Source organism: Microbulbifer maximicatervae (SeqCode), from assembly GCF_052467225.1.
Genome location: NZ_CP174303.1, coordinates 2,464,267 through 2,480,130 on the forward strand (window position 1 = coordinate 2,464,267; position 15,864 = coordinate 2,480,130).

Consider the following 15,864-nt stretch of genomic DNA (forward strand, 5'->3'; position numbering starts at 1 on the left):
GGGCCCATATTGAGGATTAACTAAGAAGGTTTCCTAGCTTTCCTCAGCTTCTTCTTCGGTCTCTTTAGTGCCGAAGAGGTAGTCGCTGGTGTCGGACAGGCGAGAGGAATCGCTCGTGCTTGTGGTGCTGGAGGAGTAGGTAGAGCTGCCGCGAGTACGGGCTGCGGGCTTCTCTTCTGCTGCGGGCAGGTCTGGGTGTACCAGACGATCAGAGAACTCCTTGTGGCGCTCTTTCATTTCGGAATCGGTATCAACCATATCCATGGAGCCACGGAATTTACCGCCGTCGTCCAGCTTGATTCTCGGTGCAATCAGATTGCCATTAACTTGTGCGGTGTTGCGGATTTCGATCAACTCATCGGCAAGGGCATCGCCATCCAAGGTGCCTTCTACAACAATATTTTTTGCGTGGATATTGGCAGTAACTGCACCGCCAGTGCCAACAGAAAGATTGTGACCAACCATGATCACGGTACCATCAACAGTACCTTCCACGTGCAGATCTTCGGTGCCGATCAGCTCGCCACGAAAGTTAATACCTTCACCCAGCACTGACTTGGAGCCTGAGCCCGAAAGAGATGATTGCTGCTCAACAGCGCTCATGCCTGCTAAAAATGGTGTGGAGTCATTGCTTTTGTCAGTGCTCATAGAAATAAGTCTCTCTGTTTAGAAAAGTCAGCTGTTGCGTCGATTGCACCGATAACCGTGGTTACAGGGTTGTCGATACGTTGGGTTTTTGTCAAATCGGAAAATCAAAATTTTCAAAAGTGATAAGGCACTTTTTAATGGCGGGTACGGATTATTTTGATACTGAATAAAACCTATCAAAACAAACGGCCCTACATTTATGTCAAATTTTTTTCTTTGCTGTGAGTGTTTTACTAAAAAAGAAAATTAGACTATCAGTGCTTTTGGTCACCTAAAATATCCCTGTCTCTGCCTTTTCCCTATTGTGCACATACCTTAAGAACGACTTCCTTTGTCCTTTTACAGTTTTCGTCTCTCTCGTAAAGTTGCAATGCCCGTTTTCTCGTGCTTGCATCAAGGTGAAGAAGAGGCTCTTCTGACCTTAAGCTACGATCGATTTTTGCGATTGCTGTTGATATCGCTATATTCTCGCTATTTACTTCAGGCTCGACCTGTAAGTAAATATTTACTTCCTTTTGTGGAGGGCATACTTCTAATTGTCTGCTGATGGGTATCGAGCCTATTGGCACAAAACAATATATGATTGGAATACTACCTACAGCGAGCTTACCAGCGTTTTCGGTCTGGCAATCAATCAAGCTGACCTCGACTTGAATGCGCTGAATTTAGCACGGATTGCATGCTAAAAGTGTGACTTGTAGCACCTTTTGGTCGTGATGATCGTCGTTTCCTGTTTTTTAATCCGCTAATGATTTGTGGATTAAAATATTGTTGCAATATGCGATGTATTCCTATGTAAAGAATTGTTTATGTTGGCATTTGGATTAATGTCTGAGCCTCGCATTCTTGCGCTTTCAAAATTCTATCCTAAATGTAAGTGTGCACTTATTTGCAATGACTATTGGGTGTCTTCAGGAAGGCTGTTTTCACAGGGTGGAGCTGCAGGCAGTTTTTGCTAGGATATATATCACTCACTGCATACCTCTCAGTCCCACCCACAAAAAGGTAGGCCCAAGAGATATTTTTGGTGGCGTTGGCAGGGGTGCCAGCCTTGCTGGGCTGGCTAAATTTCAGGGGTAATTTGGATTTTAAACGGAGTTCCGTTTGAAGTTTTAAACTCTACCTCTGCAGCTTGGTTGAACCCTGTCACCAGAATGGGACGTGCTATCTGCTTATAACCACTAGAAGCCCCAAATTCATATATTTTTGTCTGCAATCGAATTTGGTTTTCAGAAACTTGTTCGGCAGATACCTCGAACCTAAGTGTGTTTTCGATTTGGATTTCGCTTTCATCTCCTTCGTTATTGAGGAGGCGGACGGAGGCCAGGTTCTCGTTTCTGGTGCTAGCATCTACCTTAAGCATTATTGGAGAAGCTGACGATAAGGAGGTATACAAGAGTAAAGTCGTACCCAGGGCCAATATTGCGGTGAGATATTTTCTGCCCTGCTTGGCCATTGATATTTTTGGGTTTTCCTGAAGGATTATATCTATGGGCTTCAGTGAAAATGCTGAAGATATTGCTTTTATTGAATCTTGAGAGGCATTTCCACTTTTTTCTATCCGTTGAATGGTTCTAAGGCTTAATGATGCAACATCGGCTAGTTGTTGTTGACTCCAAGCCCTAGTTGTTCTCAGTTTAATAATTTTCTTTGAGTTAACTTTCACTTCCATACTTCTGTCCTCTGAAACTTGAGCTCCATTTTCAGGGGGGCAGTCCTTATTGGTTACGATATTCTTGCGACACCTGTCTGACAGCTATATGACTTTGTCCAAATAATAGGCTATCTGTGCAAATTGCGGTCAATGGTGGGCGTGTTTGAAGGTTAGGTGATTCACTGATGTACTACAAGGGGCGCACAATCTTTAACTATTGCCCTGAATTCATATTCTGGGTCGGGAAGACATCTATAGGCTCTAAGTTCTCACTTTGAGATAAGTAAAAAGCTAGGGAGTTGAGTCAGGTTGTAACTGGAGGTTCGGATAGTAGCTTTTCTGTTTTCTTGGGGGGGAAGGTTACCACTAAGCAGAGCTGAAGAGCTTTCAATGAGAACACGTAGCAAGATGACTTATGGAGCTTCTGAACAATTCCGTAATATCTCTGTGAGCCAGAAGCATCACGGATTTATTTAGAGGCTCCTTATATAAATTTAACTCTCCAAGCCATTAAATCTTAATACTACCGTGAAGATAATCTATAGCGCCTCCCTTGAGAGAGACTCTGTTACTATGCAGTTCGCAGTGAATTAGTCCAGTCCGCTTGGAGAGTTGCTTAGCTAAAAGTACATCCTTTTTAAATTGTTGGCTCCAATATGGTGCCAGTTGACAGTGCGCTGACCCTGTCACAGGATCTTCGTTTACCCTTAATTTTGGATAGAAGCATCGGCTAACGAAATCAACATCGTTACTTGCCCCAGGAGCGGTAATGACAACTCCTCGTTTATCCAGCTGGGAGAGTTTTATAAAATTTGGATTTACAGATTTTAGATCGGTTTCGCTACCCAACACAGCTATATAATCATATGCGGACAGAACTTCTTGCGGAGTGATGCCGAGGCCATCAATAAGAGCATCAGGTGCTTCTGTGGATACCGGAATGCTAGCCGGAAAGTCCATGCTATAGACAACTCCCGATCTCTGGACTAACAGTGGGCCGCTTTTTGTATCAAACTGGATGGTTTGGCCTGAGTATCTTAAATGAGTAAATAGAACGTGGGCAGCTGCGAGTGTGGCGTGGCCACATAAATCTACTTCTGCCTCAGGAGTAAACCATCTCAGAGAAAAGGAATCTTCATTCTTAACAAAGAATGCGGTTTCAGAGAGATTGTTTTCCTCAGCTATCTTTTGCAGCGTATCATCCGCAAGCCAGTTATCAAGAGGGCATACAGCAGCGGGATTACCCTCAAATACCTCGGAGGCAAAGGCATCTACTTGATAAATTGCTAGTTCCATTAGTTTTTTCCTTGAGTAATAGATGCTATTTTGGGGCAGTATAAAATTATTGTGATAGTTGGCTTGTTTGTGCCAGTTTGTTTTTTGGTATACAAACTATCTAACGGCTGAGGGAAGCCAGGATGCTCATACCATCAGTGCTCCATGGGACGGGTCTTCAAAGTCTACAGAAATATAGCGAACTATTTACAGGCTCTCTAGTTGCGCAAAGCGACGTTCGAAATAAATCAAGCCGTTGGATATGCGCATAATCTCAAGAAGGTCTCCAGAAGAAAATCCAACAACAATCTTAATAGGTGCTTCTTCACTGTATTGGAGAAGCTGTTCGTTTTTGCAGAGTTCTCGCGCTAAGAGGGATGTATAGCATAAGCTGAAACCAATGTATCCGTCTCTATTTAGGTGTTTCGGCTTGTTAGCTCCTTTACACAAGGCTGCAATATTTCTCAAATATCTCGAGCCCAAATCAGATTTTGAATATACCCAATCCTCTCTGCTTTTAAATAGTTGAGGAAGTAGAGTTAAGCTGATATCCGGGAATTCCCGGCCGATACTATCTCTGAATTCACGCAGCTCGAAATATAGGACTGAAGGAGGAAGCGAGTCCCCAGCAGCTACCAGTTCTGTATCGAACCATGTTTGGGCTAGGTCAAGTTCATCCGTTCCTAGCATAGTGGGCAGCTTTAGCCATGCCAAATTGGGGGTTCGGCCATCAGCCCAAAAAGAAAGGTTTTCAAGGCCGTCTTGGATGGATTCGTTTTTTTCCAGCGTATCGAAAATCACTTCATAGTATTCAGCTATAGACAAACCCCGAACTCCTGTCATATCTCATTTTTGCTTAGTATATCGATCAAGCAAGCCAGTGGGGACGTTTTTGGCTTTTCCTTCTGATTCAGCAGTATGTGCGCGGGGGCGCAATCTAAAACAACCATCCCGTTCGAAATGAAATTCCAACAAAAGCAAAGAGAACGGACAGTACTGTAACTGGGATAATATGGTATGCCAGTGCAGTGAGATTTTTTTCAGAAAGATTTGGAATGATTCGCAGCCTTGCGTCAATTGCCAGTAAGAAAGTGCATGCCAAAAGAATCAGTTTGAAGGATATCAGGCGAGAAATTGGATTGGAGAAGTTGAACCACTGCGATAAGTCAGGCAGTAGGGTATATGAGAGATATAGCCCGGAGAGTATTTGAATGAGCAGGGCGGGGATGCCAATCTTTTCGTAGCTGCTTTCAAACTGGGAAAGAAAAGCTACATACTTATCCCGTAAAACTTTGGGTAGTATTGTGCAGGCAAGTATCAGATGCCCACCGGTCCAAATTGTCGCACCTAGAAGGTGAAAAAAAAGTACTACGTTGTACATCCTGTCCCCCAGACAAATCCTTGTTGGGGGACTATAGCGCTAAAATCTACGGGTGTCTGCTGCCAAATAGGGGTAGAAAGTAGCGTTGTCTACTCCCTGGGTTCCGGCCGGGACCAAATCCAGTAGGCGCCGCAGCTGATGCCGCCAATGGTAAAGCAAAGAAGGTAAATATTACTGATATGAAGGATGGCAAAAGCTAGGGATATAGCCATTGTCAGGCTGGCCAGTAACTTGGTTCTGCGGCTTACATAACCACTGCGCCAAGTCCGCAATAGATGCCCAAAGAGATGGTGTTCTTCGATCCATTGGTGCAGGCGCTGGGAGCTGCGTGATGCGGCCCAGGCACCGAGGACAATAAATACAGCCGACGGCAGGCCGGGAAGAATGGCTCCGATAATGCCAAGGGCGATAAAAAAGCAAGCAGCGGCGCCCCACAGCCAGCGCATCCAGCCCTTTGCCAACGGCGGGGTGTAGGACATTACGCTGTCTTCAGTGGATTCTTTCATTCGGTACCTCTACCCTCTAGCTTATTGCAGTAGTTGTGCATCAAAAGTAACAATATTTGTCCGCTTGGTCTGCTTGCTCATAAGCAGTTTGCCCAGCACCTAGTCAATAGAGTCAGCAGGCCGATAGGTCGCTAGTGCAGGGTAACGGATTATGTGGATGATTTCCTCTGTCCAGGGAGGTGACTTTCTGGTTTATGTGAAACCAGGCCTCCCAGTTCTGAGAAAGCAATTTATTTTGGTTAACGAATAAAAAATTCGACCGGAACGGCCATTGTCAGAGGATCACCGGGTACCTCTTCTGGTGGTCTAGGCAGTGGTTCTGCCCTGCGCACCAAGGCCACGACTTCTCGGTCGAGAGACGATATGCCACTGGCTCGGTGCAGCTCAACCTTTAGTACTTTGCCTTTTCTGTCCATCGTGAATTGTACCCAGGGAATACCTTGTTGACGCCGTATTTGGGCGCTTCGGGGGTAGCGTTTTCTTCGCTCAAGGTGAGCCTGTAATTGGTTCTGCCAGGTTAATCTGGCTTGTGATTCCCTCTGGTTCAAGGCGCCCACTTCCGGTGCCGCAGCTTGCTCTGCTTCTGCTACATCTGCCGCGAGAGGGGCTGATGTTTCTTCAACAACAGTTTCTCCAGTAGCCTCTCCACTGGAGTCTTGTTGCTGTGCGATTTCCTTCTCTTCCACTGGCTCAGGGGGCTCTTCCTTTTCCTCCGTGGGGGGCTCCTCTTCGGGCTTCTCAATGGCAATTTCCGAGGGGGCTTCTGGCAAAATAACAGGCTCTGACTGCGCAGAGGTTTTTTGTGGCTCGTTGCTCTGCTGGTTTGCGGGAGAGGATTCCTGTTGTTGAGGACCTACCGGTAGCGACGTGGGTGGTGCCACTGGAGCGGCTACCATACTGACTTCAAATACCTGTGGTGCTGCAGCAGGCGGCAGCGCCAGTTCGGATTTGGGCTGCCATAAAAAATAGACGGCAATAAGTCCGTGAAGGGCTAGGGCGCAGCAAAAGGCGCAGAGCGATAGAAAAAATCGCGGACGCCTTGCAGATTTTACCTTCGGTCCGGCCAAGAGGCTCATTGGTTTACGGTCGCCGGTTTATCCAGACCTACCAGAGCGATTTTCTGGTATCCGGCACTGGCAAGGCGGTTCATCAGGTCCATCAAATCCCCATATTCCACTTTGCTGTCGGCACGCAGCAGGATTTGCTGTTCTGTGCCAATTTCACTTGCCTGGAGTTCAGCAGCCAAGTTTTCCCGCACAATAACTTTGTCCTCACCGAGAGTCAGGGTGAGGTCCTTTTGCAGGGTGAGATATTTCGGATCTTCTGCCTGGGGTTGTTGTGGAGCTGTCGCCGAGGGTAGATTGACGGGCACGCTTACAGTGGCCAACGGAGCCGCAACCATAAAAATAATTAGCAATACCAGCATCACATCGATAAAAGGTGTGACATTGATATCGTGCTGTTCTGGCAGTTCTTCGCTATTGCTGCTGTTGAGATTGAATGCCATTAGTTGACGCCCTGAACCTGCGGTACTGCGCGCTTTTTGTTCGCGCTAACCAGTTCGGCGAGCGGGCGCGCATTTGGATGGTGGCGATCCAGGTCCCGACTAATCAGTACCATTAAGGCGGTGACATTATCGGCCAATACCGCGCGATAATTTCCGATAGCCCGGGAAAAGTAGTTGTAGATCACTACCGCCGGAATCGCAGCAACCAGGCCGATCGCAGTTGCCAGCAGGGCTTCCGCAATACCTGGAGCCACTACGGCCAGGTTTGTGGTTTGGGTTTTTGCGATACCGATGAAGCTGTTCATGATCCCCCATACCGTACCGAATAGACCGACAAAGGGGGCGACGGAACCGATGGTTGCCAGAATTCCGGTGCCACGGTTCATGTCGGTAGCGAGAGAGGCCTGGACTCTTTCCAGGCGAGCCAGAACACGTTCTTTTAAGCCGTCATCTGACACTGGGCCACCTGAAGATAAGTCGAGTTCGTGGCGACTCGCTTCTACCAATAACAGGGCACCGCCGGTTTGGCCTGAAAGCTTTGATTCGGCATTGGCGAACGTCTTGCTTTGGATCAGGGTTGCCAATAATTGTTTGGCCTTGCGACGTGTTATTACCAGCTGCACGGTTTTAAAAAGCCAAATCGCCCAGGTTAAAACAGAGGCCAAGAGTAGGCCGATCATTACGCTTTTAACGACGATATCCGCGGCGTGATACATTCCCATGGGAGATAAATCGTGTGCGCTGAAAGCGGTATCTCCAATGTTGGAGGTTGCGGTCGAGGTAGAGTTGTCTTGATTTTCTTGCAACCCCACGGAGGTTTCCACATCTCCCTCGAGAACTATTTCTGTATTGCTTTGTTCGCTTGAGTTGGAATTATTTTCCTGCGCTAAAGCCGGCAATGGGCCCAATGTGCTGCCTAGCAGGCACAATAAAATTACAGTCCAGATTTTCATTACCGACTCCTGGCTTCAGGTGAAAAATAAATTAGGGTGTAGCGGGCGCTAATAATTGTTCGACATTTTGTCGTGCAAAAGCAAAGGCTTGTTTGGCCCCATTGAGGGCTATTTCTTTTTGCTCTTGGTTGAGTGCAAGAGCATCTAACGCAGTTTTGAATTGGCGCCAGTGTAACCCGCGACCGTCTTCATGTCCTGCCAAGTGGCGTGCGCCGAACTCTTCTGATAAATCCAGATGTTTGCGCGCGTACTTGAGAAGGAATGCCGCTCCTAAGTTGGAGCCTTCAACTACGTAGAGCCAGCCCAGTGCAGAGTGGAAATCAGTAATTGTGACTTCTGCTGCGGCTTGTTGATCAGCTTTTAAATCGCTCTCGGGCATTTCGAAATCAGCACAGTCCTGGAGGACTGCTTCAGAGCGGTCTCTCTCTTTCAGGCCGGGCAAAAAATTATTTAATTCGTCACTTTGAAACCAATCAGACACCGCTTGATGCAGTCGCGACTGCGTGCGAACAAACAGTGCATATCGCTCGCGATTGGAAAATGGTGACAGGGACATAATGCGTTTATCTAGACTCTCGTGGGTCGTATTAGTGCCTTCTTTCAGCCAAGCGGAAAAGGTGGGCTCTGTCGGTTCAACGGATTGGCATTCTGCTGGATTGCTCACGGGATTTTTCCAAAACAAATTAAACAATAACCGCCCGGTTATTCCGGTGGCTTTGTAATGGGTGACGGACCAAATTCAAATTAACCCATCCCGTTGATCAATATTTTTTGAAAAATTCACCGGGTTATTCCAAATTGATATAACATTCTCAGCTCAGCTACTTTAAATGAGAATAGATATCATTTACAGTCCCCGCCCTCAAAAGATTACAGCGCAAGGTCTGAGTTTTGGCCCCGGAAACCCCTTCAACCCCAGGATTTGATGAGCTTTACCAAGAGCACCACGAGTGGCTTGTCCGTTGGATAGCGCGCCGAACTTCCGGTGTTGATAATGCCCAGGATTTAGCTCAGGACACTTTTATTCGTCTGCTGGATAGGCCGAGCCTGCCTGCGGGAATTCGAAGTCCGAGGGCCTGGTTAACCAAAGTGGCCGGGAACCTGCTGATCGACCAAGCCCGTCGCCAAGTGCTGGAGAAAAATTATTTAGCGCTGCTGGAAAATTTGCCGGAACCGGAATGTCCCTCCCCAGAAGATAAGTGGGAGCTATTGGGGCTTTTGGAGCAAATTGATCAATTGCTCAGTGGTCTGCGCCCGATAGAGAAAACGGTATTTCTAATGGCGAGGCTAGACGGCTTAACATACCGCCAGGTGGCTGAGCAGCAGGGGCTGAGCCTTTCCTCAGTAGAGAAATATATCGCAAAAGCCATGCTCAAGTGCTATGCCGCCGCGTACGATAACGAATAATTTTCTATGGACTTGGAACTTGCTTGCCGATGTCAAACGCCCCAGAAAAAAATAGAGAAAAAATTCCTGAAGCAGTACTGTTGCAAGCCGTTAGCTGGCGCGTTCGCCTGGGTTCCGGCGAGGCGCTTGACTCAGAGCGCGATGCTTGCAGTCAATGGCGTTCGGCGGACCCTCTGCATGAACTGGCGTGGCAGCGTTTTGAGCGGATGGAGTCGCCTCTAGATACGGTGGCTCGCCGAGCGCCGCGTTTGGCCCATTCCACCCTAAATCAAACCGATGCAGAAATTCGCCGTTTAAATCGCAGGGCTGCTCTTAAAAGCATGGGTGGTGGTGTCCTTGGGGCTTTTGCCGTTGGCCTGGTGGGATATGACACCGGTTTGCTGAAGTATATGTCCGCTGACTATTCCTCTGGTTCTAAGCCGGCCCAATATACTCTGGATGATAAGAGCCAAGTCTGGCTAAACACCGGTAGTGCCATTGAGTGGGAGTCGGGCACAGCAATCCGTTCCCTTGTGCTGACTAAAGGTGAAATGCACTTGACCAGTGCCGCTGACCCGAGGCCAATGCAGGTATCGGTGCCTCAGGGGCAGCTGATTTCCCGTGACTCGCGCTTTTTTGTGCGCAAGGGCGATGACCACACGATTTTGCAGGTTGTGGAAGGTGGGGTGCAGGTTCAACCGAGTGCGGATATAGAGCCCTTTGCAGTTAAGGCGGGTGAGGCTTATCGCCTTACTGGCGCCGATTCATTCGCTCTGAACAGCAAGATGTTTGATTACAGCGGATGGATTGACGGGGTACTTTCAGCTCGGAGTATGCCATTAGGAGCGCTGCTTGAAGAGTTGTCTCGCTATCGTGTTGGTTTTTTACGCTGTGATCCTGCATTAAGAGATCACCAGGTTTCCGGGGTTTTCCAGCTTCACGATATCGATACCATCCTAAAAATATTGGCGCGTTCGGCGGGAGCTGAACTGAGCTATACCACGCGTTGGTGGGCAACGATTCAATTGCCGGGCTGATAGTAAGTCGCATCGCTCCCTGCCTTCCCCTGTTCGTCCGGGCCGACGGTTTTTTCGGAACGGGCAACCTTTAATTCCTGCTCTTATTGCCAGATGACCACAAAAAAGTTATCCGAAGGTGTCATTTTTTATTTTTGATGACGCCTTTGATTGCTAGTTTTCCCTCCGAAGCAAAAAAAACAAAATAATTCTCATTTAGATTACGGGTTTTTGATTTTCGTTCGGCTTCCTAGTTATACACCTGAGAATAGGAAGCCGCTTAAATGCAGTCCCGCGCCCCAAAACATATTTTGCCCACCTTGTTGGCACTGTTGTTGGCCGTAGTTCCCGTATCGAGTTTTGCGCAAGCCCAGCAGGGCAACACAGCGTTGATCGAATTCAGTTTGCCTGCGGGCAATCTGGGAGATGTGCTCAACCTCTACTCGCGTCAGGCTGGGGTAACGCTCTCTTTCGACGAGAACCTGGTGGAAACTATTTCTGTTCCAGCACTATTTGGCAGCTATCGTGCAGAAGAAGCTCTGTTGAGCTTGTTGCGCGGTACCAACCTGCAAGCGGTTCCCGTTGGTAGTGGTGCCTGGCTGATCCAGTCCGCTGGCGAGCAGGATCTGATGGTGCTGGACAGCATTCAGGTTGAGACTCGTGATGGCGGTGAGAAAGACCAAGCATTTCGCGAATCCGCCTCTGTAAATATCCTCACCCAGGAAAATATTGAGCGCTTTCGCGGTACCAGTGTTGGCGATATTTTCCAGGGCACTCCCGGTGTACTTATCAGTGAAAACCGCAATTCCGGTGGTCTGGATGTCAATATTCGCGGTATGCAAGGGCAGGGCAGGGTTCCTGTCTTAATCGATGGCAGTCGTCAGGAAACAACGATTTATCGCGGTTATGCCGGGGTTTCCAGTCGCAGTTATATTGACCCAGATCTGATTGGGTCCGTGCGTATTGATAAAGGCCCCGTAATGGGTGCCGAGGGCACTGGCGCTACCGGTGGCATTGTCAGTGTAAATACCCTGCGAGCAGAAGATGTCGTAAAACCCGGCGAATTGTCGGGTTTCCGTGTTCGTGTCAGTGGTATCGGAAACAATAGCGAGGCTCCAGAGGCTGGTACTTACGCTGGTTACCACTTGCCTCGCCCTGTTTATCGCTCCGATTGCCGTTTTGCAAGTGATTGCACCGCTGACTATACAATGCCGGACAGCTTTGCGCCGGACCATGGAATGGATAGGCCCAGCCTGTTGGATTTTGAGGGTTACGCGGCGAGCTTTGCGGGCGCCCAGCGTTTTGAGTGGGGTGATCTGGTATTGGCTCACGCCCAGCGCGAACAGGGAAATTACTATGCGGGTACTGATGGCCCCGCGCCGGAAGTGGTTATTGGTGAGCCTCAAGAAATGGCTTGGTATACCGAGACTAAGGTTGAACTGGAGAGTGAACTGGGAGAAAGCATCCCTTACCGCGCCGGGGAGCGGATTCCGAATACTAGTTTTTCTAGCGATTCCTGGTTGTTAAAAAGCAGTCTCCATTTGCCAAAAGACCAAAGTCTTGAGCTGGGCTATATCCGCTATAACAGTATCTTTGGTGAGATGATGCCCTCGCAGGTTCTTTCAAATTTCGGTCAGGCGCGCGAGTGGCTCGATAGTGAAGTGCTTAACCAAACCTACACTGCACGCTATCGTTGGCAGCCGGTGGAATATGATTGGGCCGACTTGCGTGTCAATTTTTGGCACACCGATGCGGTCACTGATCTGAACACACCGAATATATTCTCTATCGAGCTGGAGGATAATATTGCGCGAAATGATGATTATCAGCGCTTTGGCCTTGATATCACCAATAGTATGCGCTTCTACCCCATGGGTGAATTGCGCTGGGATTATGGTGTTTCTGCACAGTGGGAAGACTTGGATAGCGATACCCAGACCGCTGAAGGTATTTATGCCGGTTCCCGCAGTGGTGGGCGCGATGAGTACAGCTTGTTCACCGGTATTGAATGGCAACCGTGGCCGGAGTGGACGCTGGAGTCTGGAGTTCGTTATACCCATTTCTCTTCAAAAGACAATAATCCCCTCCCGTTGAGCATTGATTCCGATTTTTGTGTAGATAATGGGGAAGGGGGCTGTGAGGACGTTTACTACAGCAATAGTCGCTCCGGCACTGCACCTATTGTGGTTTTGACATGGGAGCCGATCAAGGGTTTGCAATTCTATGCCCGCCATGCGCAGGCTTTGCGTATGCCGAGCCTGTTTGAAGGTACCACTGGTTTCTCATCGAGCCCCGCACTGGATATCACCCTTAAGCCTGAGCATGCAAAAAATAATGAGGTTGGGATTAATTATCTTAACGGCCAGTTATTTGAAACTCATCATCAACTCCGAGCGAAAGTTGCTTACTTCGAAAACCATGTTGACGACTATTTGACTCGCACCGGGGTCAACGCCGATGAAGAAAAGCAAGGTAGCGGTATCTCCGATTTATTCCGTATGCGAAATATCGATAGCCTCGACCTTGAAGGTTTTGAGTTCAACCTTGGATACGATGCCCTCTGGTGGTTAGTTGAGCTGAGTGCTACCAAATACAGCCACATTGAAGTCTGTGATGTTGCCAGCTATGTGCGTACTTACTGCACGGATTGGGGTATAGAAAACAGTTATTTCAATAATATGGTCCCACCTAACTGGCATGCCAGTGCGCATATTGGCTTGCGTTTATTCCAGGAAAAATTGGAATTCGGGCTGCGCGGTACTTTTATGGGGGAGCGAAACCCTGTTCCTTATTACGGCGATCAAGCTGGATTTACTGAGCCGGTGCTGTGGCAGAGCTACGAACTGTTAGATTTTTATACCAGCTTCCAATTTAACGATAGTTTTTCGGTGGATTTCACCGTCGACAACGTAACCGATCAATATTACATCGATGCTTTGAGTCTCGGCTTGGTGCCTGCACCGGGACGTACGGCAAGACTCAGTCTCACTTATCAATATTAAACATTTGGAGTTCCACAGATGAAAAGAGCAGCAGCCCTTATCGGCATGCTATGTTTGTCTCTCGTGCTGGCCGCCTGTGGTGGCGGTGGTTCGGGCGACGGCTCAAATAATAAACCTACCGCCAGTATCAGTTTGTTGTCCCCTGTAGACACAACTTTCTCCTTGGCTGGCGGTGATGTCACTGTTCAATTGAGCGGTACTGACAGTAGCAGCTCGCGAGATGCAAGCCTGACTTATCGTTGGGAGCTGATTGAGTGGCCTGAGCTTAGCCTGGTAGAGTTGGCCAGTACTGAGGATGCCTACACAGAGTTTACTGCTGATCTCCCGGGCGACTATGTTGTGAGCCTGATTGTGGATGACGGTACTGAAACCAGTGAAGCATCCCGTATAACGTTGACCGCAACCAGCCCGAATCCAGTGGCAATTACTGAGCCGGTGCACAGTGTTATCCTGGGTACTCAGACCCTGGGCCTTGATGGCAGCTTGAGTACTCCGCCAACGGGTGAGACTGGAGATCTGGAATATTTATGGACCCTGATTGAAAAGCCTCTCGACAGTGCTGCGTACCTGACTAACAGTGACTCTAGCCAAGCTACATTGCACTTGGATATCGAAGGTGACTACAAGCTTGAATTAGTTGTTACTTATAATGGAGTTGCCAGTGAGCCTGCGGAAGTTCTGGTAACTGTTTCCGCCGGTGATGCTCCACCTGTTGCAGTAACAGAAGACCAGACGATTACTCTTGGTGAAGAAGTTGTACTGGATGCGAGCGAGAGTTATGACCCTGAAGGTAACTCTCTGCAATACCGCTGGAAGTGGGCTTATAGTCCGGTGGAAACTGATGGTATTCCGGTTCCCGAGTTAGAGGGAGAGACAACCTCTACCGTTAAATTTACTCCTATTGCGGCAGATACTTACAATTTAATTTTGTTTGTTTTTGATGGCGCAAGAAAGAGTGAGGAGCGTGAAGTTACTATCGTAGTTGAAGCCGATTCCGAAGCGGAAGTCAATGAAGCTCCGATTGGTGAGATAGAAGCTACTGGTTACTACCCATCCTACAGTATTGGTGAGCAAGAGCTGGGGCTTCGCGCTGAATTTAATTTTGTTGGCTATGACCCTGAGGGTGATGCTCTGCAAATTATTGAAGCGGAGCTAATTGAAAAACCTGAAGGTAGTGTTGCCGAACTGGTTGATATTGGTTCTTGGAAACCGCTGGGTAAGAAAATCCAAGAGCTGGATGTGGTAGGTACCTATCGCGTAAGCATGACCGTATCTGACGGAACCAACCAGATAGACCTAGAAGCCACTATGGAAGCCAAGATTGGCAAGGTAAATGGTTATCCTTCTACCCGTAGTGTCGAAGCTCAGTCCAAGTCTGTGCTCGTTGGCGATGCTTTGGTGTTTGATGCCTCCAGTAGCGACCCTAATAATGATGAAATGACCTTCCACTGGGAGCTGGTTGACCGGCCCGATGGGAGTGATGCGGTAATTAAACCGGTTACCGAACCGGAGAGTGGAGAGCTTCGCCGTGCTCAGGTAGTTACCGATGTACCGGGTTCCTATACCGCTCGCCTGATCGTCAGTGATGATCGTGGTCTATATGCCAAAACCTACTCTGAAGACGATGGTCTTGCCAAAGTTTCCAACACGGCACCAGAAATCCGCTCTGTAGTTTGGGCGCGCAACTGGGGTAGCTTATCCACCGGTGAAGATTATTACCAAATCCTGCCCTGTATGTCCCTGCTGCATCGCCCTGTGGTGGTAGATGCTGACGGTGATGAAGTATTCACTTATGAAGAGCTGATCAGCGCGCCGGAAGGTGGTGAATTTACCAGCTATCCAGATAGTGAAGATTGTGAAAATACAACTGGTACCGTATTTTCGAAAGCGGGCACCTACGTATTCCGCTACTACGCCACAGATTTGATTGATGATGCGCCGGAATACGATTTTGTTGTAGAAGTTGAGCCCATGAGCGAAGCCAAAGGTGTGCGTCTGCGTAATATCAACTCCTGGGAAGAGAGCCTTTGGCTGCCCATGCCGTATGAAAATATTCCAAGCTACGGTACTCCGTCAGATTTACGGTGGGATACATCCCCTACCGAAGATGAATACCTACAATGGTCTCTGACTGCAGTTGATGCCGATTACACTATTGAGAATGTACAGGTGAAGCATATCAATGGCGATTTGGCTAGCCTTACACCATGGTTTGAGGGTGTTGCAGAGGGACAGGTTATTAACGAGGGAGAGTCTCTGGACTTCAAGACATGGGTACCCTCTGTTCCCTGTATGCGCACAGATGAAAAAATAGAAGGCTTCCATTTCTCATTTAATATTAAAGAAATCCCGGAGTTGACCTTCACCTACGAAACCTGGGTAGCCATCGATGATGGTATCTTTAGCGAGGGGTGGAGGCAGTGTGAAGCAGGGGAGTTAAATTAATCTTTCAAAGCTTACTTCTGCAATAATACATATTATTGCTGAGGTTCTATAACATTGTGACCTCTTTGAGAAAGGGCGCCTACTAAGGCGC

13 protein-coding genes are annotated in these 15,864 nt (G+C 48.2%); 4 read left to right on the forward strand and 9 right to left on the reverse strand.

Annotation, left to right across the window (positions count from 1 at the left end; all coding sequences use genetic code 11):
- Positions 1-33: 33 nt before the first annotated feature.
- The 9 genes from ACJJIZ_RS10905 to ACJJIZ_RS10945 form a co-directional block, all read right to left on the reverse strand.
- The gene (locus ACJJIZ_RS10905; RefSeq protein WP_413665223.1) at positions 34-648 is read right to left on the reverse strand and encodes a bactofilin family protein; all 615 of its coding nucleotides are present in this window, start codon (positions 646-648) and stop codon (positions 34-36) included.
- Positions 649-1,711: 1,063 nt separating this feature from the next.
- Entirely contained in the window at positions 1,712-2,320 is a 609-nt protein-coding gene (locus ACJJIZ_RS10910; RefSeq protein WP_444916134.1) for a helix-turn-helix transcriptional regulator, read from the reverse strand.
- A 492-nt stretch (positions 2,321-2,812) separates the two neighbouring features.
- Entirely contained in the window at positions 2,813-3,598 is a 786-nt protein-coding gene (locus ACJJIZ_RS10915) for a PhzF family protein (protein ID WP_444916135.1), read from the reverse strand.
- A 186-nt stretch (positions 3,599-3,784) separates the two neighbouring features.
- Positions 3,785-4,402, reverse strand: coding sequence for a hypothetical protein (locus ACJJIZ_RS10920; RefSeq protein ID WP_413665227.1), 618 nt, complete (start codon positions 4,400-4,402; stop codon positions 3,785-3,787).
- Between the two features lie 645 nt (positions 4,403-5,047).
- Positions 5,048-5,464: a YbaN family protein gene (locus tag ACJJIZ_RS10925; RefSeq protein WP_108732723.1), complete on the reverse strand. Its 417-nt coding sequence runs from the start codon at positions 5,462-5,464 to the stop codon at positions 5,048-5,050.
- A 239-nt stretch (positions 5,465-5,703) separates the two neighbouring features.
- The gene (locus ACJJIZ_RS10930; protein ID WP_444916136.1) at positions 5,704-6,540 is read right to left on the reverse strand and encodes an energy transducer TonB; all 837 of its coding nucleotides are present in this window, start codon (positions 6,538-6,540) and stop codon (positions 5,704-5,706) included.
- Entirely contained in the window at positions 6,537-6,971 is a 435-nt protein-coding gene (gene exbD / locus ACJJIZ_RS10935) for a TonB system transport protein ExbD (RefSeq protein ID WP_444916137.1), read from the reverse strand. Before exbD ends, ACJJIZ_RS10930 begins: the two co-directional genes overlap by 4 nt.
- Positions 6,971-7,924, reverse strand: coding sequence for a tonB-system energizer ExbB (exbB, locus tag ACJJIZ_RS10940; RefSeq protein ID WP_444912683.1), 954 nt, complete (start codon positions 7,922-7,924; stop codon positions 6,971-6,973). The genes exbD and exbB overlap by 1 nt, the downstream gene beginning before the upstream one ends.
- Positions 7,925-7,955: 31 nt before the next feature.
- A complete protein-coding gene (locus ACJJIZ_RS10945) occupies positions 7,956-8,588 on the reverse strand; it encodes a biliverdin-producing heme oxygenase (RefSeq protein WP_444896752.1) in 633 nt (210 codons plus the stop codon).
- A 227-nt stretch (positions 8,589-8,815) separates the two neighbouring features.
- Here ACJJIZ_RS10945 and ACJJIZ_RS10950 point away from each other — a divergent pair, with 227 nt between their 5' ends.
- The 4 genes from ACJJIZ_RS10950 (at position 8,816) to ACJJIZ_RS10965 (ending at position 15,773) form a co-directional block, all read left to right on the forward strand.
- The gene (locus tag ACJJIZ_RS10950) at positions 8,816-9,331 is read left to right on the forward strand and encodes a sigma-70 family RNA polymerase sigma factor (RefSeq protein WP_282933363.1); all 516 of its coding nucleotides are present in this window, start codon (positions 8,816-8,818) and stop codon (positions 9,329-9,331) included.
- A 29-nt stretch (positions 9,332-9,360) separates the two neighbouring features.
- Positions 9,361-10,347 (forward strand): FecR domain-containing protein, encoded by a 987-nt coding sequence (locus tag ACJJIZ_RS10955; RefSeq protein ID WP_444916138.1) that lies wholly within the window; start codon positions 9,361-9,363, stop codon positions 10,345-10,347.
- Between the two features lie 263 nt (positions 10,348-10,610).
- Entirely contained in the window at positions 10,611-13,328 is a 2,718-nt protein-coding gene (locus ACJJIZ_RS10960) for a TonB-dependent receptor (RefSeq protein ID WP_444916139.1), read from the forward strand.
- Positions 13,329-13,346: 18 nt separating this feature from the next.
- Entirely contained in the window at positions 13,347-15,773 is a 2,427-nt protein-coding gene (locus tag ACJJIZ_RS10965; RefSeq protein ID WP_444916140.1) for a PKD domain-containing protein, read from the forward strand.
- The last annotated feature ends 91 nt before the right edge of the window (positions 15,774-15,864 follow it).